Here is a 23,386-nt window from a genome sequence, read left to right on the forward strand (position 1 = left end):
AGGAGCAGCGTTGAGTCCCCTTCTCCACCACCGTATTGCGCTTCGGGCGGCCCAGTCGCCGAGCGCCGTCGCCGTGATCGACGGTCAGCGGCACCTCACGTACGCAGAACTGGAAGAGCGCGCCGGCCTGCTGGCCGGCCACCTGCGTACCCAGGGCATCGGCCCGGAGCAGCTCGTGGGTGTCCTGCTGCCCCGGGGACTCGACCTCGTGGTCGCGCTCCTCGGCCTCTGGAAGGCCGGAGCCGCCTACGTACCGCTGGACACGACCCACCCGGCTGACCGTGTGCGTCGCCTGCTGTCCGACACCGGCGCCTCCGTCGTGGTCACGGACGCAGCGGCGGCCGCGACGCTCGCCGGCACCGGGGCGCGCCCGCTCCTCGTCTCCGAGGTCCTCGCGGGCCCGGCCGCCCCGCCGTCGCAGGACGGGCCCGCGCCGGCGGGCGACGGCGCCCACGCGGCGTACGTGCTGTTCACCTCGGGCTCCACCGGGGAGCCCAAAGGCGTCGTCGTCACGCAGGCGGGCATCGCCAACCACATCGACTGGAAGATCCGCCTGCACGGGATCGGCGAGGGTGACCGCGTGCTGCAGCGCACGCCGGTCAGCTTCGACGCGGCGGTGTGGGAGTTCTTCGCCCCGCTGGCTTCGGGCGCCACGCTCGTGATGGCGCCGCCCGGCGCCGAGCGCGACCCGAAGGTAATCGCGGGCGCGGTCGCCGAGCACGGGGTGACCATCCTGCAACTGGTCCCGTCCGTGCTGCGGCTGCTGGTCGAGGAGCCGGCCTGGGCGGCCTGCGACTCGGTGCGGCTGCTGCTGTGCGGCGGCGAGCCGCTCCACGCCGAGCTGCTGGAGCGGGTGAAGGCCGAGGTGTGGAACGCCTACGGCCCGACCGAGTGCACCGTCGAGGCGTCCGCCGGCCACCACGACCCGGCGTACGGCGCGGGGCAGGTGCCCATCGGCCGCCCCGTCGACAACGTGCGGCTGCTGGTGCTGGACGCCTCCGGGGACCCGGCTCCGTTCGGTGTACCCGGTGAGCTGTACATCGGTGGGGCCGGCGTCGCCCGTGGCTACCTCGGGCGCCCGGCCCAGACCGCGGAGCGCTTCGTCCCCGACCCGTACGGTGAGCCGGGGAGCCGTCTGTACCGCACCGGCGACCGCGTGCGCTGGCGCGAGGACGGCCAACTGGAGTACCTGGGCCGCCTGGACCAGCAGGTCAAGGTCGACGGGGTGCGCATCGAGCCGGGCGAGGTCGAGGCGGCCCTGACCACCCACCCCGAGGTGTCGGGTGCGGTCGTCTCGACCGTCCGCGGCTCGGACGGCACGGTCCGGCTCGCCGCGCATGTGCGCGGCACCCCCGGCCCGGCGGAGCTGCGCAGCTATCTGCGCGACCGGCTGCCGGCGCCCTTCGTCCCCTCCGTCTTCGTGCCGGTGGACACGTTCCCGCTGCTCGCCAGCGGCAAGATCGACCGCTCGGCGCTGCCGGCCCCGGTGTTCGACGCGGACGGTGGCTCGTACGTCGCCCCGCGCACGTCGGCCGAGGAGACGGTCGCGCGCGTGTGGGCCGAGCTGCTCGGCCTCGAACGGGTCGGCGCCCACGACGACTTCTTCCAGCTCGGCGGCTACTCGCTGCTGCTGGTCCGGCTCGCCGAGCGGCTGGGCGCCGAGCCCGGCGGTGCCGCCTCGATCCGCATCCAGGACCTGTACGGCGCGTCCACGGTCGAGGCGCAGGCACGCCTGCTGGACACGGCAGGCACCGCACTGCCGCCGGTCACGCCGACGGACCGCACGGGCGAGCTGCCGCTGTCGTTCGGCCAGGAGCGCCTGTGGTTCCTGGACCGACTGTCGCCGGGAAGCGCCGAGTTCACCGTGCCGCTCTTCGTCCGGCTGCCCGGGCGGGCCGACCTCGGTGCCGTCCGCGACGCGTTGCGGGCGCTCGCCGCCCGGCACGAGATCCTGCGCACCCGCTACCCGGCGGTCGGCGGCGAGCCGCGGCAGGTGATCGCCGCAGAGGCCGTCTGCGAGCTGCGCGAGGCGGCGACCGATGATCTGGCGGCCGAGGCACGGGCCGAGATCGGCCGGGGCTTCGACCTGACCGAGGGGCCGGTGTGGCGGGCGCTGCTGATCCGCGGCGAAGACGGCGATGTCCTGCTGCTGACCCTGCACCACGTGGCGTGCGACGGCTGGTCGGCCGTCGTGCTGGAGCGTGATTTCCGGGCCCTGTACGCGGGTGAGGAACTGCCCGCTCCGGCGCTCCAGTACGCCGACCACGCCGTGTGGCAGCGTCGCGAGCTGACCGATGAGCGGCTCGCCGCCGGCCTCGCCGCGTGGCGCTCGGCACTCGACGGCTGCCAACCGCTCCAGCTGCCGACCGACCGGCCGAGGCCCGCGCTGCGCGACGGCCGGGGCGCCGTGGTCACCTTCACGGTGCCCGCGGAGGTGGCCACCGTGGTGCTGGCCGCGGGCCGGGAGCAGGGCGCGACCCCGTTCATGACGCTGGCGGCCGCGTATTCCGTGCTGCTCGCCCGGCACTCGGGCCAGTGGGACCTGGCGATCGGCACGCCGGTGGCGGGACGGCTGCGTCCCGAGACCGCCGAGGTGGCGGGCTTCTTCCTCAACTCCCTGGTGCTGCGGGCCGAGGGCGGTCCGCAGGAGACCTTCGCCGAGGCCGTGGCGCGCACCCGGGCGGCGAGCCTGTTCGCCTTCGCGCACCAGGACGTCCCGTTCGAGCGGGTGGTGCAGGCACTGGAGCAGGAGCGCGACCTGTCGCGCACACCGCTCTACCAGGCGGCGTTCGACCTGCACGACGAGGAGCTGACCGGCGGGCTGTCCGGCGGTACCGAGGCGGAGGTCGTGCGGGAGGCCTGGGGGGTCGCCAAGACCGACCTGACGCTGTTCCTGCGGCGCCGCGAGGACGGCTCGTACACCGGTGGCCTGGAATACGCGACGGCTCTGTTCGACGCGCCGACCGTGGAGCGGCTCGCCGAGCACTTCGTGCGCATCCTCGCCCAGGCCGGGGCCGACCCGCAGCACCGCACCGGGGAGCTGGAGCTGCTCTCGCAGGCCGAGCGCGCACAGCTGGCCCGGTGGAACGTCACCGACGCCGACTGGCCGGTCTCCCACACCCTGCGCATGTTCGAGGAACAGGCGGCGGCGACGCCCGACGCGGTCGCGGTGTCCTTCGGGGCGCTTCGCACGACCTATCGCGAGCTGGACGAGCAGGCCGCACGCTACGCGCGCAGACTGTCGGTTCTCGGGGTCGGACCGGGCGACGCGGTGGGCGTGCTGCTGGGGCGCGGCCCCGACGTGCTCGCCGCGTTCCTCGGCACTTGGAAGGCGGGGGCGGCCTATGTGCCGGTCGACCCGGAGTTCCCGTCCGACCGGATCGCGTACATGCTCACCGACTCCGGGGCCGCGGCGGTGGTGTCGGAGCCGTCGTTCGCGGCCGTGCTCGGTGAGGTGTGGCAGGGGCCGCTGGTCCTCGCGCACGAGGAGGCGGAGGAGGACGCGGCGCCGCCGGACGTGACGGCCGACCCGGACGCCACCGCGTACGTGATCTACACGTCCGGTTCGACGGGGCGTCCCAAGGGTGTCCAGGTGCCGCACCGCGGCCTGGCCGGGCATCTGCGCTGGGCGGTGCGGGACTTGGCCTCGCACGGCTCGACGGGCGCGCCGGTGTTCTCGTCGACCGCCTTCGACCTGGTGGTGCCGAACCTCTACGCGCCACTGCTGTGCGGGCAGACCGTGCACCTGCTGCCCCGCGACCTGCCGGTGACCGACCTTGGCCGGACCCTGGCCGAGACCGGGCCGTTCAGCTTCATCAAGCTCACGCCGGGCCACCTGGAGCTCCTCACCCACCAGCTCAGCACCGAGCAGGCCGCGTCGCTGGCCTCCGTGCTGGTCGTCGCGGGCGAGGGCCTTCCGACGCGGCTCGCGGAGCACTGGCGGGGGATCCTGGGCGACGGACGGCTGATCAACGAGTACGGGCCGACCGAGGCGTCCGTCGGCTCCACCATCCATCCGGTGACCGGCGAACAGCACGGTGAGATCGTGCCGATCGGCCGCCCGCTGCCCGGTGTCACCACGCATGTGCTGGACGCGGAGTTGCGCCAGCTGCCGGTGGGCGTCACCGGTGAGCTGTACGTCGCCGGGGCGGGGCTGGCCCACGGGTACGTGGACCGCCCGGCCCTGACGGCGGAGCGCTTCGTGCCCAACCCGTACGGCGAGCCGGGCTCCCGGCTCTACCGCACCGGTGACCTGGCCCGGCTCCTGCCCGATGGCGCGGTCGACTTCCTCGGCCGCATCGACGGACAGGTCAAGATCCGCGGCTACCGCATCGAGACCGGCGAGATCGCCGCGGTCCTCGTCGCGCACCCGGGAGTCCGGGAGGCGGTCGTCGTCGTCGACGAGTCCGCCGCGGGGGACAAGCGCCTGGTCGCGTACTGCGTGCCGGCCGAGGGCGGGCCGCTGGCCGCCGCTGCGCTCGCCGCGCACTGCGCGCAGCGGCTGCCGGACTACATGGTGCCGCTGGTGTTCATGGCGATCGACACGGTGCCGCTCAACCGCAACGGGAAGGTCGACCGGCGCGCCCTGCCCGCCCCCGACCTGTCCTCCGTCGTCGCCGCGGGTCACCAGGCCCCGCGCGATCCGGTGGAGACCCGGATCAACGAGATCTGGACGGCGCTGCTCGGCGTCGACGCCGGCATCCACGCCAATTTCTTCCAGGTGGGAGGCAATTCCCTCCTGGCGGTCCGGCTCATCTCCCGCATCCAGGACGAGTTCGACGTGGACCTGCCCGTCCGCGCGGTGTTCCAGGGGCCGACCGTCGCCGAACAGGCGGCCGCCGTCGAGGAGCAGATCAGAGCCGACATCGCCGCCATGTCCGACGCCGAACTGGTGGCGGACGCGACACAGCTGAAGGGGTACGAGTCATGAGCACCGGTCAGACCAACCCGCCTGCCGGAACCGGGGCGGCCGGCGGAGGGGCCGTGGAGCCGGCCGGCGGCGCCACCGCGGACGTCGCCGCGCTCCGCGAGGAGTTGCTGCGCCGGCGCCTGGCGGGCGGTGGCCGCGGCCGCCGCAACGGGATACCGCGCGCCGACCGCGACAAGCCGCTGCAGCTGTCGTACGGGCAGCGCCGGCTGTGGCTTCTCGACCGGCTCGACCCGGACACCACCGAGTACCTGGTGCCGCTGGCGCTGCGCATGCGCGGCGCCCTGGACGAGGAGGCGTGGCGCCTTGCCTGGGTCGAGGTGCTGGAGCGGCACGAGGTGCTGCGCACCCGGTACGGCACGGTCGGCGGCGAGCCCGTTCAGCTCATCGACCCGGCCGGCCCCGGCGACTACGAGCTGGTCGACCTCACGGATGTGCCCGAGTCCGACCGCGAGGCCAGGGCCCACGCGTTCGCGGTCGAGGAGACCCTTCGACCGTTCACGCTGGAGCGCGACTGGCCGGCCCGGCTGCGGCTGGTGAAGCTGGCCGACGACGACCACGTGCTGGTCGTCGCCTGCCACCACATCGCGCTCGACGGCTGGTCCATCGACGTGCTGCTGCGCGAGCTGCGCAGCCTCTACCAGGCCCGGATCGAGGGCCGTCCCTCCCCGCTGCCTCCGCTGGCCGTCCAGTACGCCGACTACGCGGCCTGGGAGCGCGGCACCCTCACCGAGCGCCGCAGCTACCAGGACGCGCTGGCGCACTGGCGCGAGCGGCTGACAGGCGTGGCCCCGCTGGAGCTGCCCACCGACCGGCCGCGCCCGGCGCACCGGGACTGGTCCGGAGAGATGCTGCCCTTCCGGGTGGACGCGGAGCTCGCGGGGAAGCTGCGGCAGATCGGCCGGGAGCAGGACGCGACCCTCTACGCCGTACTGCTCGCGGCGTTCAACGTGCTGCTGCACCGCTACACGGGCGAGCGCGACATCAGCGTCGGCTCGCCCGTCGCGGGCCGCGGCCGCCCCGAGGTCGCCAACCTCGTGGGCTTCTTCGTCAACACGCTGGTGCTGCGCAGCAGATGGGAGGGCGACCCCGTCTTCCGTGACCTGCTCGCCACCGTGCGGGAGACGGTCTCCGACGCCCTGGTCCACCAGGAGGTGCCGTTCGAGCACCTGGTCAAGGAGGTGGCGCCGGAGCGCGACCTGTCGCGCAGCCCGCTGTTCCAGGTGATGCTCGGGCTGCGCAGCAGCGGCTCCTTCGAGGCCACGCTGCCCGGCCTGACCATGAGCGAGTTCCCCATCAGCGTCAAGTCGTCCCGGTTCGACCTGACCCTGCTGATGACCGAGCGTCCGGACGGCTCGCTGGACGGCGAGTTCCTCTACCCGACAGCCCTCTTCGACGCCCCGACCGTGGAGCGTTTCGGCCGCCACTTCGCCCGGTTGCTGTGTTCGGTGGCCGAGTCGCCGGGAGCACGCCTCTCCGCGCTGGAGGTCCTCGACGAGACCGAGGCCGCGGCCCTGACCCCCGCGGGACCGGTCGTCCGCGGCGACCTCTTCGACCACGGTGTCGACCGCACCGTGCACGAATTGTTCGAAGCGCGGGTCCGCCGCACTCCGGACGCGGTCGCCGTGGTCGCCGAGGGCGTCGAGCTGACCTACGCCGAGCTCAACGCTCGCGCCAACCGCATCGCGCACCGGTTGCGCGCCCTGGGCGCGGGTCCCGAGGCCCTGGTCGGGCTCTGCCTGGAGCGCGGGGCCCACCTGGTGCCCGCCCTCCTCGGCATCCTCAAGTCCGGTGCGGGCTACCTGCCGCTCGACCCGGCCGCACCGGCCGACCGGCTGGGCTTCGTCCTCGAGGACGCCTCCGCGCGGATCGTCCTCACCCAGGACGTCCACGAGGAGAAGATCGCCGCGGTCCACGAGGGCACGGTGGTCGTCCTGGACCGCGAGGAGCTGAGCGTCTTCCCCGAGGGCGATCCGGAGCCGCTCGCCACGCCCGACAACCTGATCTACACGATCTACACGTCGGGCTCGACCGGCCGCCCCAAGGGCGTCGTCCTCAGTCACGCCAACGTGGCCCGGCTGCTCGCCTCCGCCGAGCGGCACTACGGGTTCGCGGAGACCGACGTGTGGCCGCTGTTCCACTCCTACGCCTTCGACGTTTCCGTGTGGGAGATGTGGGGGTGCCTGCTGTACGGCGGCAAGCTCGTCGTGGTGCCCTTCGAAACCGCCCGCTCCCCGGAGGACTTCCTGGACCTGCTCGTCGAGCACCAGGTGACCGTGCTCAACCAGACGCCGACCGCGTTCCGTTCGCTGGTCGCCGCGGCCGGCGAGGGCGATCCTCGTCTGGAGCGGCTCGCGCTGCGTGCGGTCGTGTTCGCGGGCGAGAAGCTGGAGACGCCCGAGCTGCGGCCGTGGACCGACCGGCTGGGGCTGGAGCCGCCGGCGCTGCTGAACATGTACGGCATCACCGAGACCACGGTGCACTCGACCTTCCACCGGGTCACCGAGGCGGACCTCGCCCCGGAGGCGGGCAACCGGATCGGCGCACCACTGAGCGATCTGCGGATCTACTTGCTCGACCAGGACGGCAACCTGGCCCCCACCGGCGTGCCCGGCGAGATCCACGTGGCCGGTCCGGGTGTGGCCCGCGGCTACCTCGGCCGGCCGGACCTGACCGCGCAGCGCTTCGTGCCGGACCCGTTCGGCCCGCCCGGCTCGCGCATGTACCGCAGTGGTGACACGGCGCGCCGGATGGCCGACGGGCGGTTGGAGTTCGTCGGCCGCATCGACGACCAGGTCAAGATCCGCGGCTACCGGATCGAGCTGGGCGAGATCGAGAACCAGCTGATCGCCGCGGACGGTGTCCAGGACGGCGTGGTGGTCGTCCGCGAGGACACCCCCGGCGACAAGCGCCTCGTGGCGTACGTCATCCCGGCCGACGGTCGTGACGTGGATCCGTCGCACCTGCGTGGCCAGCTCGGTCGCACCCTGCCTCCGTACATGGTCCCCGCCGCCTTCGTCGCCCTGGAGCGGCTGCCGCTGACCGTCAACGGCAAGCTCGACAAGCGCGCCCTGCCCGCGCCCGGCGGCTCCGCCCTCGCGGTCGGCACCCGCTTCGTCGCACCGCGCACCGCGGACGAGGAGCGCGTGGCGGCCGTCTGGCGCGATGTGCTGGGCCTGGAGCAGCTGGGTGTCGAGGACGGCTTCTTCGACCTCGGCGGCGACTCGGTGCGCGCGGTGGCGCTGACCGGTGCGCTGCGCGCGGCCGGGTTCGACGTCGCGGTCCGTGACATCTTCGAGTTCCGGACGGTGGCGGCGCTGTGCGCACATCTGTCCGGGCAGCCCGCCCTGGTGGGCGAGGAGCCGCCGGTCGAGCCGTTCTCGCTGATCTCCGAGCGTGACCGGGCCCGGCTGCCGGAGGGCATCGTCGACGCGTATCCGATGTCGGGTGTGCAGCTGGGCATGGTGGTCGAGATGCTCGCCGACAACGGCGAGCGGAACTACCACAACGTCACCACCATGAAGATCACCGACGATGCCGCGTTCTCGTCCGACGCGTTCCACCGGGCCGCGCAGATCGTCGCCGAGCGCCACGAGAACCTCCGTACCTCCTTCGAACTCTCCGCCTACTCGCAGCCGATCCAGCTGGTGCACGCCACGGCCCACGTCCCCTCCGCCGTCCACGACCTGCGCGGACTCCCGGAGGAGGAGCAGGACCCGGCGATCCGGCAGTGGATGGCCGAGGAGCGCGAGCGGATGTTCGACCTCACCAAGCCGTCGCTGCTGCGCCTCACCGCGCACCTCACCGACGACCGCACCTGGTGGTTCTCGATCACCGAGTGCCACCCGGTCCTGGAGGGCTGGAGCTACCACCAGTTGCTCATGGAGGTGCTGCACCTCTTCCGCACGCTGCGCGAGGGCGAGCAGCCCGAGCCGGTGGAGCAACCGGCGGTCCGGTACGCCGACTTCATCGCCGCCGAGCAGAAGTCGCTGTCCTCGCAGGAGGACCGGGAGTACTGGTCGGGCATCGTCTCCGGGCGGCCGGCGCTGCGACTGCCCGCCGGTTGGCACGGGGAGCTGACCGCGCCCCGCGAGACCTACCGCACCGGCGTCCCGTTCTACGACGTGCTCGACGAGATCAAGGCGTTCGCCGCACAGGCACGCGTGTCCCTCAAGAGCGTGCTGCACGCGGTCCACCTCAAGGTGATGAGCATGATCACCGAGGAGGAGGAGTTCTTCTCGGGCCTGGTCTGCGACACCCGGCCCGAGGCGCAGGGCGCCGACCGCGTCCACGGCATGTACCTCAACACCGTGCCGTTCCCCTTCGACCGCAGCGCGCGGACGTGGACGGAGCTGGTCCAGCAGGTCTTCGCCCAGGAGATCGAGATCTGGCCGCACCGGCGCCACCCCATCCCGGCGATTCAGCGGGCGGCGGGCGGCGAGCGGCTGATCGACGTCTACTTCAACTTCATCGACTTCCACGTGGTCGACACCGAGCTGGTCGACTACATCAAGACGATCGACATCAGCCCCAACGAGTTCTCGCTGCGGGTCACCACCCAGGCGAAGCACTTCTCGATCACCGTCAACACGCACGTGATCAGCAAGGCGAACGCGGACCGGCTGACGGCGCTGTACCGCACCGTCCTGCAGCTCATGCTGGACGACCCGGACGGCGACGCCTCGCAGGTGCCGCTCCTCGACGGCGAACGCGAGCTGCTCGACACGCTCAACGAAACGGCGGCCGAGCGCCACGACTCCGGCGCGCACGAACTGGTGCGCGTGCAGGCCCGGCTGCGACCCGAGACCGTCGCGGTCACCGGCGCCGGCACGTCCCTGACGTACCGGGAGCTGGACGAGCGGTCGGACCGGGTCGCCGGGCACCTGCGCGGCCTCGGGGCGGGCCCGGAGTCGGTGGTGGGCGTCCTGCTCTCCCGCACGCCGGATCTGCTCGCGGTGCTGCTGGGCATCTGGAAGGCGGGCGCCGCCTACCTCCCGCTCGACCCGTCCCTGCCGGACGAGCGGATCGGCTACGCCCTCGCCGACGCCGGTGCGCTCATGGTCGTCACCGAGCCGGCGCACGCGGGCCGGGTGGCGCAGCCGGTGCTGCTGTCCGACGCCCTCGCCGGACCGGCGCTCGCGCCGGAGCCGTCCGACCCCAACCGGCTGGCGTACGTCCTCTACACGTCGGGCTCCACGGGCCGTCCCAAGGGCGTCGCCGTCACGCACGGTGCGCTGACGAACCTGCTCGCCGCGATGGACGGGCTGGTCGGCGCCGAAACCTGGCTGGCCTCCACCTCGCTCTCCTTCGACATCTCGGGGCTGGAGCTGTTCCTGCCGCTGACCGCCGGCGCCCGTGTCGTGCTGGCCGGCGACAGTGAGACGAAGGACGGCGAGGCGCTGCTGGCCCTCATCCGCGGCCAGCGCGTGAGCCATGTCCAAGCCACCCCCTCAGGCTGGAAGATGCTCCTGGAGGCCGGTTTCGACGAGCGGGGTGTGACCGCCCTCGCGGGCGGCGAGGCGCTGCCCGCGTCGCTCGCCCGCGACCTGCGCGCCAGGGTGCACCGCCTGGTCAACGTGTACGGCCCGACCGAGACGACCATCTGGTCGCTGGCCTGGGAGGTCCCCCGGGACGTCGTCGACGTCCTGATCGGCCGGCCGATCGCCAACACGAGCGTGTACGTGCTCGACGCCCGCGGTCGGCGGGTGCCCGTCGGCGTCGTCGGCGAGCTCGCCATCGGCGGGGCCGGTGTGGCGCGCGGCTACCTCGGCCGCCCGGACCTGACGGCTGAGCGGTTCGTCTCGCACCCCGCGGCCGGTGGCGAACGGCTCTACCGCACCGGCGACCTGGTCCGGGTCCGCCCGGACGGCGACCTGGAGTTCCTGGGCCGCACCGACCACCAGGTCAAGGTGCGCGGCCACCGGATCGAACTGGGCGAGATCGAGTCCCAGCTGATCGCGCTGGACCAGGTACGGGACGCGGCGGTCGTCGCTCACGACGAGGGCGACGGCGACCGTACGCTCGTCGCCTACGTCGTCGGCAGCACCGAGGCGCTCCCACAGCGGCTCGGGCTGGTCCTGCCCGCCTACATGGTCCCGGGCGTGTACGTGGAGCTGGACGCCCTGCCGCTGAACACCGCGGGCAAGGTGGACCGCCGGGCGCTGCCCGCTCCCACCGCCCGGCCCGCCGAGCGCGCCTACGTGGCCCCGCGGACGGCCGACGAGCAGCGCATCGCCGCGATCTGGTCCGAGCTGCTCGGCGTGGAGCGGGTCGGGGCCGAGGACGGCTTCTTCGATCTCGGCGGCGACTCGATCAAGGCGATCGGGCTGGTCGGCTCGTTGCGCGCGGCCGGCTACGACGTTTCGGCGCGCGACGTGTTCGCGCACCGTACGGTCGCCGGGCTCAGCGCCCACCTGACCGGCCGGCCCGCCCCGGCCGAACCCGAGGCGCCCACCGAACCGTTCGCGCTGGTGCCCCCGGCGGACCGGGCGGTGCTGCCGGCCGGGCTGACCGACGCCTATCCGCTCTCACAGGTCCAGCTCGGCATGGTCGTCGAGATGCTGACCGGCGAAGGCGAGGGGGTGTACCACAACGTCGAGGCCCTCCGGATCCGCGACGGGGTCCCGTTCTCGGCGGACGCCCTGCGCGGGGCCGCGCGGCTCGTCGCCGAACGCCACGAGATCGTGCGCACCTCGCTGGACCTGACGACCTACTCGGTGCCGCTCCAGCTGGTGCACCCGACTGCGGAGATCCCGCTGACCGTGCACGATCTGCGTGGATGGTCCGAGGCCGCCGTCACCGCGGCCGTCGCCGAGTCCACCGCGCAGGAACGGCGGTCGCCGATCGACATCGACACGGCCCCGCTGCTGCGGCTGACCGTCCACATCACCGGTGACGACAACTGGTGGCTGACGGTCGCCGAGTGCCACGCCGTGCTGGACGGCTGGAGCCACCACGGGCTGCTGACCGAGCTGGTCGGCGCGTACGGCCGGCTGCGCGACGGCGCGGAGCCCGGGGCGTACGAGCGTCCCGAGGTCCGCTACGCCGACTTCATCGCGGCCGAGCAGAAGTCGTTGCTCTCCGATGAGGACCGGGCGTACTGGAAGGGCGCCATGGCAGGCCGGCCCAAGTTCACCCTGCCCGAGGGGTGGGGCGAAGGCGCGGACTCCGACGGGCCCGGCACGCCGTTCCGCGTCGAGGTGCCCTACCGCGACCTGGAGGAGGAGCTCCGGGCGCTTGCGGCCCGGTCCCGCACCTCGTTCAAGAGCGTGCTGCACGCGGCCCACCTGAAGGTGATGAGCATGATCACCGAGGAGGACGGCTTCTTCACGGGTCTGGCGTGCGACGCCCGGCCAGAGGCACTCGGCGCCGACCGCGTCTACGGCATGTACCTCAACACCGTCCCGTTCGCGTTCGACCGCACCGCCCACACCTGGTCGGAGCTCGCGCAGCAGGTCTTCGCCCGTGAGATCGAGCTGTGGCCGCACCGCCGGCACCCGCTGCCCGCCATCCAGCGGGCCCTGGGCACGACCCACCTGGTGGACGTCCACTTCACGTACCTGGACTTCCACGCCTTCGAGACGGAGCTGGTGGACACCACCGAGGCCCTCGCCGAGGGCGGCACGGAGTTCGGCCTGGCGGTCACCACGGCCGGTGGCAGCTTCACGCTCGCCACCTCCACCCGCACCCTGAGCCGGGCCAATGCCGAGCGGATCGCCCGGATGTACCGCCTGGTCCTGGAAGCCATGGCCACCGACCCGGAGGGCGACGCCACGGCGGCGTACCTGCCGGCGGCGGAGCACGAGCTGCTGTCGGCGCACTCCGCCGGCGCGACCGTCACCCGCCCGGAGGGCACCGTCGTCGAGGCGATCGAGCGGCAGGCCCGTCGGACGCCCGACGCCGTCGCCGTCATCGGCACCGAGGGCGACGCGCGGCTCTCCTACCGGGAGCTGGACGAACGGGCCAACCGTCTCGCACACCACCTGCGCGGGCTCGGAGTCGGACCGGACTCGACGGTCGGTGTGCTCCTGGCACGCGGGCCCGAACTGCTGGTGTCGTTCCTCGCCGTGTGGAAGGCGGGCGGCGCGTACCTCCCGCTGGACCCGGCCCTGCCGGACGAGCGGATCGGCTACATGCTGACCGACTCCGGATCGTCCGTGGTGATCACCGACCGCCAGGACGGGGTGGCGGCCCGCGATGTGCGGACCGTCGTGCTCGGCCGGGACGCGGAGGCAGTCGCGGCCCGGCCGGCCACGGCGCCCGAGCGGGCCGCCGACCCCGACCTGATCGCGTACGTCATCTACACCTCCGGTTCCACCGGGCGCCCCAAGGGCGTCCAGATCACCCACCGGGGACTGGCCAACTACCTGTGCTGGGCGGTCGAGGAGTACGCCGCCTGCGGTACCGGCGGTGCCCCGCTGCTGTCCTCCACCGCCTTCGACATGGTCGTCCCCATCCTGTGGGCGCCGCTCATGACGGGCCAGGCCGTCACGGTGTTCCCCGCGGACTACCCCGTGGAGGACCTGGGTCTGCTGCTCCTGGAGAACGGGCCGTTCAGCTTCATCAAGGCGGCGCCCGCGCTGCTCGACGTGCTGACGCAGCAGCTCGGCCCGCGCCAGGCGGCCGAGATCGCCGGGATGACGGTCGTGGGCGGCGAGGCCTTCCCGACGGCCCTCGCCTCCCGCTGGCGGCGGCTGTGCCGCGGTGGCCGCCCGGTGAAGCTGGTCAACGAGTACGGGCCGACCGAGGCCACCGTAGGCAACGCGGTGCACTTCGCCGACGGCTCCGAGACCGGTGAGCAACTGCCCATCGGCCGGCCCCTCCCGAACACCACGCTGCACGTGCTGGACCGGTTCATGGAGCCGGTGCCGGCGGGCGTCATCGGAGAGCTGTACATCGGCGGCGACGGCCTGGCCCGCGGCTACCTGGGCCGCCCAGGCCTGACGGCCGAGCGTTTCGCGCCCAACCCGTACGGTGCGCCGGGCTCGCGCCTCTACCGCACCGGCGACCTGGCCCGGGTACTGCCTGACGGCGGCGTCGACTTCCTGGGCCGCACCGACGACCAGGTCAAGGTCCGCGGCTACCGCATCGAGCCCGGCGAGATCGAGGCGGCGCTCACCGCACACCCGCGGATCCGGCAGGCCGTGGTGGTCGCCCGCGCGGCCGAGGGCGGCGGCAAGGAGCTGATCGGATATGTGGTGGCGGCCCCCGGAGCCGCCCCGGCCGCGGCCGAGCTGCGCGAGCACCTCTCCGAGCGGCTGCCCTCGTACATGCTGCCCGCGGCGACCGTCACGCTGGACCGGATCCCGCTGACCGCCAACGGCAAGGTCGACCGGGCGCAGCTGCCCGCCCCGTCCTGGGGCCCCGCGGACGAGGAGTACATCACTCCGCGCTCGGCCACCGAGGAGCGGATCGCCGCAGTCTGGGGCGACGTGCTCGGTCTGGAGCGGGTCGGGGCCGAGGACGGTTTCTTCGACCTCGGCGGCGACTCGATCAAGGCCGTCTCGCTGGTCGGCGCCCTGCGCCGGGAGGGCTTCGACGTCTCCGTGCAGGACGTGTTCGCGCACCGCACGGTCGCCGGTCTCGCGGCCTCCCTGGAGGGGCGGACGGAAACCGCCGGAGCCGAGCGGTTCACCGAGCCGTTCGCCCTGGTCCCCGCCGAGGACCGGGCGGCGCTGCCCGGCGATCTCGCCGACGCCTACCCCCTGTCCCAGATCCAGCTCGGCATGCTCGTCGAGATGCTCTCGGGCGAGGGCGGCGAACGGAACTACCACAACGTCAGCTCCTTCCGGATCCGGGACGGCAGGCCCTTCTCGGAGGACGCCCTGCGGGAGGCCGCGCGGATCCTCACGGCCCGGCACGACGTGCTGCGGACATCGATCGACCTGTACGCGTACACCGTGCCGCTCCAACTGGTCCACAAGAGCGCTGTCCTGCCCGTCACCGTGGAGGACCTGCGCGGCCTCACGGAGGCGGACCGGGTCGCCGCCGTGCGGGAGTTCACGGCCCGTGAGCGGCGGGAACTGTTCGAGCTGGCGAAGGCTCCGCTGCTGCGGCTGGCCGTCCACATCGGCGGCGACGGCGACTGGTGGCTGACCGCCACCCACTGCCACGCCATCCTGGAGGGCTGGAGCCACCACTCTTTGCTCACCGAGCTGATCGGCGTGTACGAGCGGCTGCGCGACGGCCTGGATCCCCTGCCGTACGAGCGCCCCGCCGTCCGCTTCGCCGACTTCGTGGCGGCCGAACAGGAGTCGCTCGCGGACGGAGAGGACCGCGCCTACTGGGAGCGGACGGCGGCCGGCCTACCCAAGCTCGCCCTGCCTGCCGGCTGGGGCGAGGAGGCCGGCCCGGACACCCCGTTCCGGGTGAGGGTGGCCTACCGGGACCTGGAGGAGCGGCTGCGGAGCCTCGCCGCGGGTGCGCGGGCGTCGATCAAGAGCGTGCTCCACGCGGCGCACCTGAAGGTGATGAGCCAACTCACCGACGAAGAAGCGTTCTTCGGCGGCCTGGTGTGCGACGCGCGGCCCGAGTCCGCAGGCGCCGAGCGCGTCTACGGCATGTACCTGAACTCGGTGCCCTTCCCCTTCGACCGCACTGCGCGGACGTGGACGGAGCTGGTCGGTCAGGTCTTCGCCCGCGAGGTCGACCTGTGGCCGCACCGCCGGCACCCGCTCCCCGCCATCCAGCGCGCCCTGGGCGGCGGCCGGATGATCGACGTGCTCTTCAACTACCTGGACTTCCAGGAGCTGGAGACGGGCCTGGTGGACATGGCCGAGATCACCGGCGAGTCCACGAACGAGTCCGCGCTCACCGTCACCACGGCCGACGCACACATCGTCCTGTCCACCGACACCGCCGCCCTGAGCCGCGCCAACGCCGAGCGGATCGGGGGGATGTACCGTGCGGTCCTGGAGGCCATGGCCGCCGACCCCGAGGGGGACGCGGGCGCCACGTACCTGCCCGCCGGTGAGCGCGAGCGGCAGCTGGTGGAGTGGAACAGCCGCACCGCCCAGCGCCCGGACGGCTGCGTCCACGAGGTGATCGAGGAGCGGGCCCGCACGTCCCCCGACGCGATCGCCGTGATCGCCTCGGGTGGCGAGGACCGATTGTCCTTCCGCGACCTGGACGAGTGGGCCAACCGCATCGCACACCACCTGCGGGAGCTGGGCGTCGGCCCGGAATCCACGGTCGGCGTGCTGCTCGACCGGGGCCCGGAGCTCATCGCCGCGTTCCTCGGCATCTGGAAGGCCGGCGGCGCGTACGTGCCGCTGGACCCGGCGCTGCCCGCCGACCGGATCGGCTACATGCTGGCCGACTCGGGTGCACGGGTGGTGCTCACCGAGCAGAAGCACACCGCCGTCACGGCGGGGTTCACCGGACGGACGCTGGTCGCCGCCGGCGCGGGCAGACCCTCCACGGCTCCGTCGGACGGGCGTCCGACGGACCCGGAGACGCTGGCCTACATCATCTACACGTCCGGCTCCACCGGCCGCCCCAAGGGCGTGCAGATCCCGCACCGGGGTCTGGCCACCTACCTGTGGTGGGCCGTTGAGGGGTACGGCGCTCACGGCACGGGCGGCGCCCCGCTGTTCTCGTCCATCGCCTTCGACATGGTGGTGCCGAACATCTACGCGCCGCTGATGAAGGGTGAGCCGGTCACACTGCTGCCCGAGGGCTTCGCGATGGAGGATCTGGGCCGGCTCCTGTCCCAGGCGGGCCCGTTCAGCTTCATCAAGATGACGCCGGGCCATCTCGACCTGCTCGCCCACCAGCTGGACGCGGACACCGCTCGCTCGCTCGCGGCGCTGCTGGCCGTGGGAGCGGATTCGTTCCCCGGCCGGATCGTCGACCGCTGGTACGACCTGGTCGGCGAGGGCGCCGGACCGTTGCTGCTCAACGAGTACGGGCCGACGGAGATCTCGGTCGCCAACAGCACGTACGACATCGACGGACCACGTGCGGGCGAGGTGGTGCCGATCGGGCTCCCGGTCCCCAACACCACGATGTACGTGCTGGACCGGTTCATGCAGCCGCTGCCCGTGGGCGCCAACGGCGAGATCTACATCGGCGGCGACGGGCTCGCCCGCGGGTACGCCGGGCTGCCGGCCCGTACGGCGACGTCCTTCGTGCCCGACCCGTTCGGTCCGCCCGGGTCCCGGCTCTACCGGACCGGGGACATCGGCCGGGTGCTGCCGGACGGCAACGTCGACTTCCTGGGCCGGGCCGACGACCAGATCAAGATTCGCGGCTACCGCATCGAACCGGGTGAGGTCCAGTCCGTGCTCGCCGCCCACGAGATGGTCCGGGACGTGATCGTCGGCGTCCACCGGGACACCCTGGTGGCCTGGTGCGTGCCGGTCGCCGGCGAGCTTCCCGAAGCGGTGGAGCTCGCGGCGCACTGCGCCCGCAGGCTGCCCGCGTACATGGTCCCGTCGGTGTTCGTCGCCCTGGAGAAGGTGCCGCTCAACCAGAACGGCAAGGTCGACCGCAAGGCGTTGGTCGTGCCGGACGAGGCCGGTCCGGCGCGGGAGGTCGTCGCCCCGCGCACCGCGGCCGAGCGGGAACTGGCCGAGATCTGGGCGACGGCGCTGGGAGTGCCCGAGGTCGGAGTGGAGCATGACTTCCACGACCTGGGCGGCCACTCGCTGCTGATGCTGCGGATCGTCGCGCTGGCCAGGAAGAAGGGCTTCTCGATCACCCCGACGGACATCCTGGAGTGCCGTACAGTCGCGGCTCTCGCGGCACGGCTGGAGACGGCCCCCGCGGCCGAGGGGGACCGCTCCCTGGTGTGGCTCAACGCCACTACCGAAGGCATGCCGTTGGTCGTGCCCCACACCGAGGGCGGCAGCGCGCACTGGTTCCTGCCGTTGGCCGAGGCGCTGGAGGGCGAGCGGCCGGTCGCGGCCTTCGAGTGCCGCCGGACAGGCACCGTAGGGGAGATGGCGGCGCGCTACGTCGCCGAACTGCTCGCCGTGCGGCCCGGGGGACCGCTCACGCTGCTGGGCTGGTCCTCCGGGGCGACGCTCGCCTGGGAGATGGCCCGGCTGCTGGCGGAGCGGGGGGTGGCCGTGCCGCGGCTGCTGCTGATCGACCCGCTCGCCGACCTGGAGCCGGCGCCGGACGCGGCGCGGGTGCTTCCCGGACAGCTGGACGAGGAGGCCCTCGCGGACCTCGCCGGGCATCTGGAGACGTGGCGGGCGCTGACCAGGGCGACGGGCGAGTACCGCTATCCGCCGACCGTCTCGCCGGTCCACGTGGTGGTGACCGACGAGTGCGCGGCGGGGACCCACTCGGTCTCCTGCGGACACCCGTACGAGAAGTACCTGGCCCGCTGGGGCGAACTGGCGGGCGGCGGACTGCGGGTGACGCGGGTGCCGGGCAGCCACGAGGACGTCCTCGGGGCGCCCGCCGCCGCCAGGCTCGCGGAGCTGGTCCGGGAAGTGATGGAAGGGTGAGCGGCCAGACGGCCACGCAGGAACCCGCGCAGCGCCCGCAGCCGCCGGCGCTGCGCGGGAACCGGGATTTCCGGTTGCTCTGGACCGGTGCGGGCATCTCCTTCATCGGCTCGCGGATCAGCGTCATCGCCTATCCGATGCTGGTGCTGGCCTATACCGGTTCGGCCCGTGACGCGGGTGTGGTGGCCTTCTGCGCCAACCTGCCGTACGTCCTCCAGCTCGTCGCCGGGGGGCTGGTGGACCGGCTGGACCGGCGCCGTCTGATGATCGCTTGCGACATCGGCCGGCTGGTGGCGATCGGCTCGCTGGTCGCCGCGCTGTTCACCGGGCACTTCTGGCTGGCACACGTGTCGGCCGTGGCCTTCGTCGAGTCCAGCCTGACGATCCTCTACCGGATCTCGGAGCGGGCCGCCGTACGCCATGTGGTGCGGGCCGAGGACCTGTCCGCGGCGCTGTCGCGGAACGAGGCCCGCGAGCGCGCCGCGGGCCTGCTCGGGCAGCCGGTCGGCAGCCTGCTGTTCGGACTGGTCCGCTGGGCCCCCTTCGTGTGCACGGTCGTCTCCAGCGTGGTGTCGCTGTGCACGTTGCTGGCGATCAGGACCACGTTCCAGGAAGAGCGCGAAGCCAAGCCGTCCGGCGGGCTCAAGGGCTTCTTCGCCGAGCTCAAGGAGGGCCTCGCGTGGGCCTGGCGGCAGCCCTTCGTACGGGTCCTCGCGGGACTGATCGCGGGCACCAACATGCTGTTCGCCGGGCTCAGCCTGGCCCTGCAGTACATCGTGCGGGAGGGCGGTGGCTCCGACGGGGAGGTCGGCTTCACGATCGGAGTGATCTTCGCCCTGTCGGGGGTCGGAGGCACCCTCGGGGCGGTTACCGCCTCCTGGTGGATGCGCAGGCTGTCGCTGCCCGCCGTGGTCATCGGCTGCAACGCGGCGTGGGCGCTGCTGATGCCCCAAGTCGCCTACGTACGCGACACGGTGGTCCTCGGCGTGCTGTTCGCGGGCATGGGCTACGCGGGTGCGCTGTGGAACGTGGCGGCGGCGGTGTACCAGCAGAAGGTCACGCCGGACGGGATGCAGGGCCGGCTGCTGAGCGTGGCGACGCTCGTGGCGTACGGCACGGTGCCCATCGGCGCTCTGGGCGGGGGCTTCCTGCTCGACCACTTCGGGGCGCGCTGGTCGGTCCTGGGCCTGGGCGGGGCGATGTGTCTGCTGGCTCTGACCGCGGCGGCGAGTCCGTCCGTACGCCGTCTGAAGCTCTCCTGAGCAGCCTTGAAGAGGCGATGAGCAGGTAGTTCTCGCGGCGGCGAGGAAGGCCCGCACGACGCAACGCGTCGTGCGGGCCTTTGTGTTGACGATCAGTCGGGCACGTGTAAGAATCTTCTTACACGTGTTAGAGGATGTGGCCATGAGTCACGAGACAATGACAGGTGACCAACTGCTGAGGATGCTCTCGGCGCTTGCGAATCCGCACCGTCTGCGGATCGTGGCGGCGCTGGCGGACGGACGGAACTACGTCAGTCAGCTGGCGCGCGACATGGGCATGAGCAGGCCCCTCCTGCACATGCATCTGCAGCGTCTGGAGGCCGCAGGGCTGATCACCGGAGCCCTGGAAGTGTCGGAGAACGGCAAGGCGATGAAGTACTTCGAGGTCGCGCCGTTCGGTTTCGAACTGGGTCCGGCGACCATCGCCGCCCTCGTTCCGACCCTCACCGAAGACAACGAGAAAGCTGGTAAGTAGACGATGTACGCGACGAGTTACGCAGCGAGCTCCTGGACGGGCTCAGGCGACAAGACGCTGCTGACCGTGATCGCCGTGGTGCTCGTCGCGGCGGCCCTCGCGGCCGTGAAGATCTACCAGTCGCGCGCAGCCGCCAGCAAGGACGGCTACCGCGAGCTGCTGGAGCAGATCAGCGAGCGGCAGGGACAGCTGGTCGGCGAGATCAACGACATCAAGGTCCGCCTCGACTCCATGGAGAAGATGATGCGCGAAGTCGAATGACCGCACGGGAGTTCCGGACCACCGGGCGGCCACCCGAGGTACGGACCACTCCCCGCGCCACAAGTGAAGTCCTGATGTGCGTCATCCCCTCCACGGAATGAGATTCCCGTGTCCCTTCGCGAACGAGTGCTCTCCGCGCTCATGCCGTGCGGCCGCAGGTCGAAATGGCTCGTCCTCGCCGCCTGGCTCATCCTTGCCGCCGTCGCCGTGCCCCTGGCCGGCAAGCTGACCGGCGCCCAGAAGAACGAGTTCACCCAAGCCCTGCCTTCGGGGGCCCAGTCCACTGCCGTCGCCGAACTCGCCGATCGCTTCAAAGGCGGTGACGACCTCTCGGGCGTCGTGGTGTACGCCAGGGACGCCAAGCTCACCGGCCCCGACCTCGCCAAGGTGAACGCGGACCGGGCCCGGATCTCCGAGCTCACCGGCCGCCCCGTCCCCGCTCCGATCCCCGCGCAGGACGGCAAGGCGCTCAGCCTCGCGGTGATCATGGACGGTGACGCGAAGCCCAAGGAGATCAAGGAGGTCCGCGCCCAGGCAGAGGAGGACCTCCCCGACGGCCTGGAGGCCCGGCTGACCGGCGCCGCCGGCGACAAGCTCGACTCCACGGACGCGTTCGGCGGTGTCGAGACGACCCTTCTGTACGTCGCCGCCGGCGTCGTCGCCCTGCTCCTGCTCATCATCTACCGCAGCCCGGTGCTGTGGATCCTGCCCCTGATCGTCGCCGGTGTGACCGCCGAACTCGCCAAGGCCGTCGTCTACCTGCTGGCCGCCCACGCCGGCATGGTCGTCAACAGCCAGGGCGCCGCCATCCTCCTGGTCCTCGTCTTCGGCGCGGGCACCGACTACGCGCTGCTGCTGCTCTCCCGTTACCGCGAGGAGTTGCGCACCCACGAGGACCGCCACGAGGCCATGCAGGCGGCCCTGCGCAAGTCGTCCGCCACCATCGTGGCCTCCGCCGCGACCGTCTGCCTGGCCCTGCTGTGCCTGCTCGCCGCCGAACTCAAGTCCAACCGTGCGCTGGGCCCGGTCGCCGCCGTCGGCATCAGCTGCGCCCTGTTCGCCACCCTCACCCTGCTGCCCGCGCTGCTGGTCCTCTTCGGCCGCTGGGTCTTCTGGCCCCTCGTACCCCGCCACAACGCCCCCCTCGCCGCCAAGCCCACCCTGTGGTCACGCATCGGCGCCGGCGTCACCGCCCGCCCCCGCGTCTCCTGGGTCGCCGCGCTCCTGGTGCTCGGCGCCCTGGGCCTGGGCAGCATGGGCGTCCAGACCGGCCTCGACTTCAAGCACATCTACCGCACCGAAACCGGCTCCGTGGCCGGCCAGGAACTGCTCGCCGAGCACTACCCAGGCGGCGCGGCCCGGCCCGCACGGGTGATCGTCGACGCCGAGGACGCCGCAGGCGCCGCGAAGGTGCTCCGGGTCGAGGGCACGGCCGCGATCCAGAAGCCGCGCCTGTCCACCGACGGAAAGCTCGCCTCCCTCTCCGTGATCCTGAAGGACGCCTCCAACAGCCCCGAGGCGCAGCACACCATCGACCGCATGCGCAGGGCCGCGGCCGAGATCCCCGACGCCCACGTGCTGGTGGGCGGCAACACCGCGGCGACCCTCGACGTGGCCCGCGCCCAGGACCACGACCGCAAGGTCATCATCCCGCTGGCCCTGGTGGTCACCGTGCTGGTCCTGATCGTGCTGCTGCGCTCGCTGGTGGCCCCGCTGATCCTGGTCGGCGCCGTCGTGGTCTCGTACTTCGCCACCCTGGGCACCAGTTGGCTGCTCTTCCGCCACGTCTTCGACTGGCCGGCCGTGGACACCTCGCTGGTCCTCTACGGATTCATCTTCCTGGTCGCCCTGGGCGTCGACTACACGATCTTCCTGGTCGACCGGATGCGTGAGGAGGCCGCGTACGGCACCCCGCGCGAGGGCGTGCAGCGGGCCTTCTCCTCCACCGGCGGCGTCGTCGTCAGCGCCGGCACCGTCCTCGCCGCCACCTTCGCCGTCCTCGCGGTGCTGCCGCTGGTCGCGATGGCCGAGATCGGCGTCATGGTCGGCCTGGGCGTCGTGCTGGAGGTCCTGCTGGTGATCACGGTCCTCGTGCCCGGCCTCGCCACGGACATCGGCCGCCGCTTCTGGTGGCCCAACAAGCTGGCCCGGCGCCGCGACGACGCCCCTGACCTGCACGTAAATAAGAACGATAGCGACAAGGCGCAGGCTCCTGCGGGGGACCCTGTCCGAGTATGAGGAGCAACGCCATGACCATCGACCGACGCCACGCCCTGCTGCTCGCCGCCCTCTCCGCCGGCGGCCTCCTCCTGACCGGATGTTCCGACACGGACGGCGAGATGAAGAGCACCACCGCCGACGCCACGGTCTCCGAGGCCGTCACCTCGGTCGAGGTGACCGATGCCCGGCGCGGATCCATCCGCATCACGCCCGGCACCGGCCCCGGTGTGACCGTCCACCGCACCGTGCACTACCGCGACGCCGCGGAGCCCAGGCCCACGCAGCAGGTCACCGCAGGAGTACTGACCTTCACCAACGGCTGCGACAACTGCTACGTCGACTACGAGCTGAAGGTCCCGGCCTCCGCCAAGGTCAAGCTGGAGAACAGCAGCGGAACGATCAGCGTCACCGGTGTCGCGGCCGCCGAGGTCACGACCAGCTCCGGCGAGGTGAAGGCCGAGAGGATCGCCGGTCCGCTCAAGGTCGAGACCTCCTCCGGCGCCGTCACCGGCACCGCGCTGGCCGGCCCCAGCGCCGAGGTCCGCACCGACTCCGGCAGCACCCGGCTGGACTTCACCACGGCGCCCTCCTCGGTCGCCACGGACACCGGCTCCGGCAGCATGACGCTGAAGGTCCCGGGCGGCCCGTACAAGGTCGACGTGACCACCACCTCCGGCAAGCGCGAGGTGAAGGTCCCCAGCGACCCGGCCGCGAAGTCCACGCTCACGGCCAAGGCCTCCTCCGGCGACGTGGAGATCTCCGCCTCCTGAGCGACGCGCCTCCC

7 protein-coding genes are annotated in these 23,386 nt (G+C 72.4%); all 7 read left to right on the forward strand.

Features of this window, described 5'->3' with window-relative positions:
* Positions 1–10 precede the first annotated feature (10 nt).
* The 7 genes from AC0699_RS15765 (at position 11) to AC0699_RS15795 (ending at position 23,372) form a co-directional block, all read left to right on the forward strand.
* Positions 11–4,930: an amino acid adenylation domain-containing protein gene (locus AC0699_RS15765; protein WP_478660169.1), complete on the forward strand. Its 4,920-nt coding sequence runs from the start codon at positions 11–13 to the stop codon at positions 4,928–4,930.
* On the forward strand, positions 4,927–18,384 hold the full coding sequence (locus AC0699_RS15770) for a non-ribosomal peptide synthetase (protein WP_478660171.1): 13,458 nt from the start codon (positions 4,927–4,929) through the stop codon (positions 18,382–18,384). Before AC0699_RS15765 ends, AC0699_RS15770 begins: the two co-directional genes overlap by 4 nt.
* Entirely contained in the window at positions 18,381–19,646 is a 1,266-nt protein-coding gene (locus tag AC0699_RS15775; protein WP_478660173.1) for an MFS transporter, read from the forward strand. Before AC0699_RS15770 ends, AC0699_RS15775 begins: the two co-directional genes overlap by 4 nt.
* Positions 19,647–19,788: 142 nt before the next feature.
* Entirely contained in the window at positions 19,789–20,121 is a 333-nt protein-coding gene (locus AC0699_RS15780; protein WP_478660175.1) for an ArsR/SmtB family transcription factor, read from the forward strand.
* Between the two features lie 3 nt (positions 20,122–20,124).
* A complete protein-coding gene (locus AC0699_RS15785) occupies positions 20,125–20,382 on the forward strand; it encodes a hypothetical protein (RefSeq protein WP_478660177.1) in 258 nt (85 codons plus the stop codon).
* A gap of 108 nt (positions 20,383–20,490) precedes the next feature.
* Complete coding sequence (locus AC0699_RS15790) at positions 20,491–22,620, forward strand: MMPL family transporter (protein ID WP_478660179.1); 2,130 nt, start codon at positions 20,491–20,493, stop codon at positions 22,618–22,620.
* 11 nt (positions 22,621–22,631) lie between these two features.
* Positions 22,632–23,372, forward strand: a complete 741-nt coding sequence (locus tag AC0699_RS15795) for a DUF4097 family beta strand repeat-containing protein (protein ID WP_478660181.1) — start codon at positions 22,632–22,634, stop codon at positions 23,370–23,372.
* Positions 23,373–23,386 lie beyond the last annotated feature (14 nt).

Source organism: Streptomyces sp. NPDC043870 (assembly GCF_056435785.1).

What these genes read in the sequence shown, in the direction of transcription:
- AC0699_RS15795 (WP_478660181.1), top strand. Translation starts at nt 22,632, where the DNA reads ATGACCATCGACCGACGCCACGCCCTGCTGCTCGCCGCCCTCTCCGCC.
- AC0699_RS15780 (WP_478660175.1), top strand. Translation starts at nt 19,789, where the DNA reads ATGAGTCACGAGACAATGACAGGTGACCAACTGCTGAGGATGCTCTCG.
- AC0699_RS15770 (WP_478660171.1), top strand. Translation starts at nt 4,927, where the DNA reads ATGAGCACCGGTCAGACCAACCCGCCTGCCGGAACCGGGGCGGCCGGC.
- AC0699_RS15785 (WP_478660177.1), top strand. Translation starts at nt 20,125, where the DNA reads ATGTACGCGACGAGTTACGCAGCGAGCTCCTGGACGGGCTCAGGCGAC.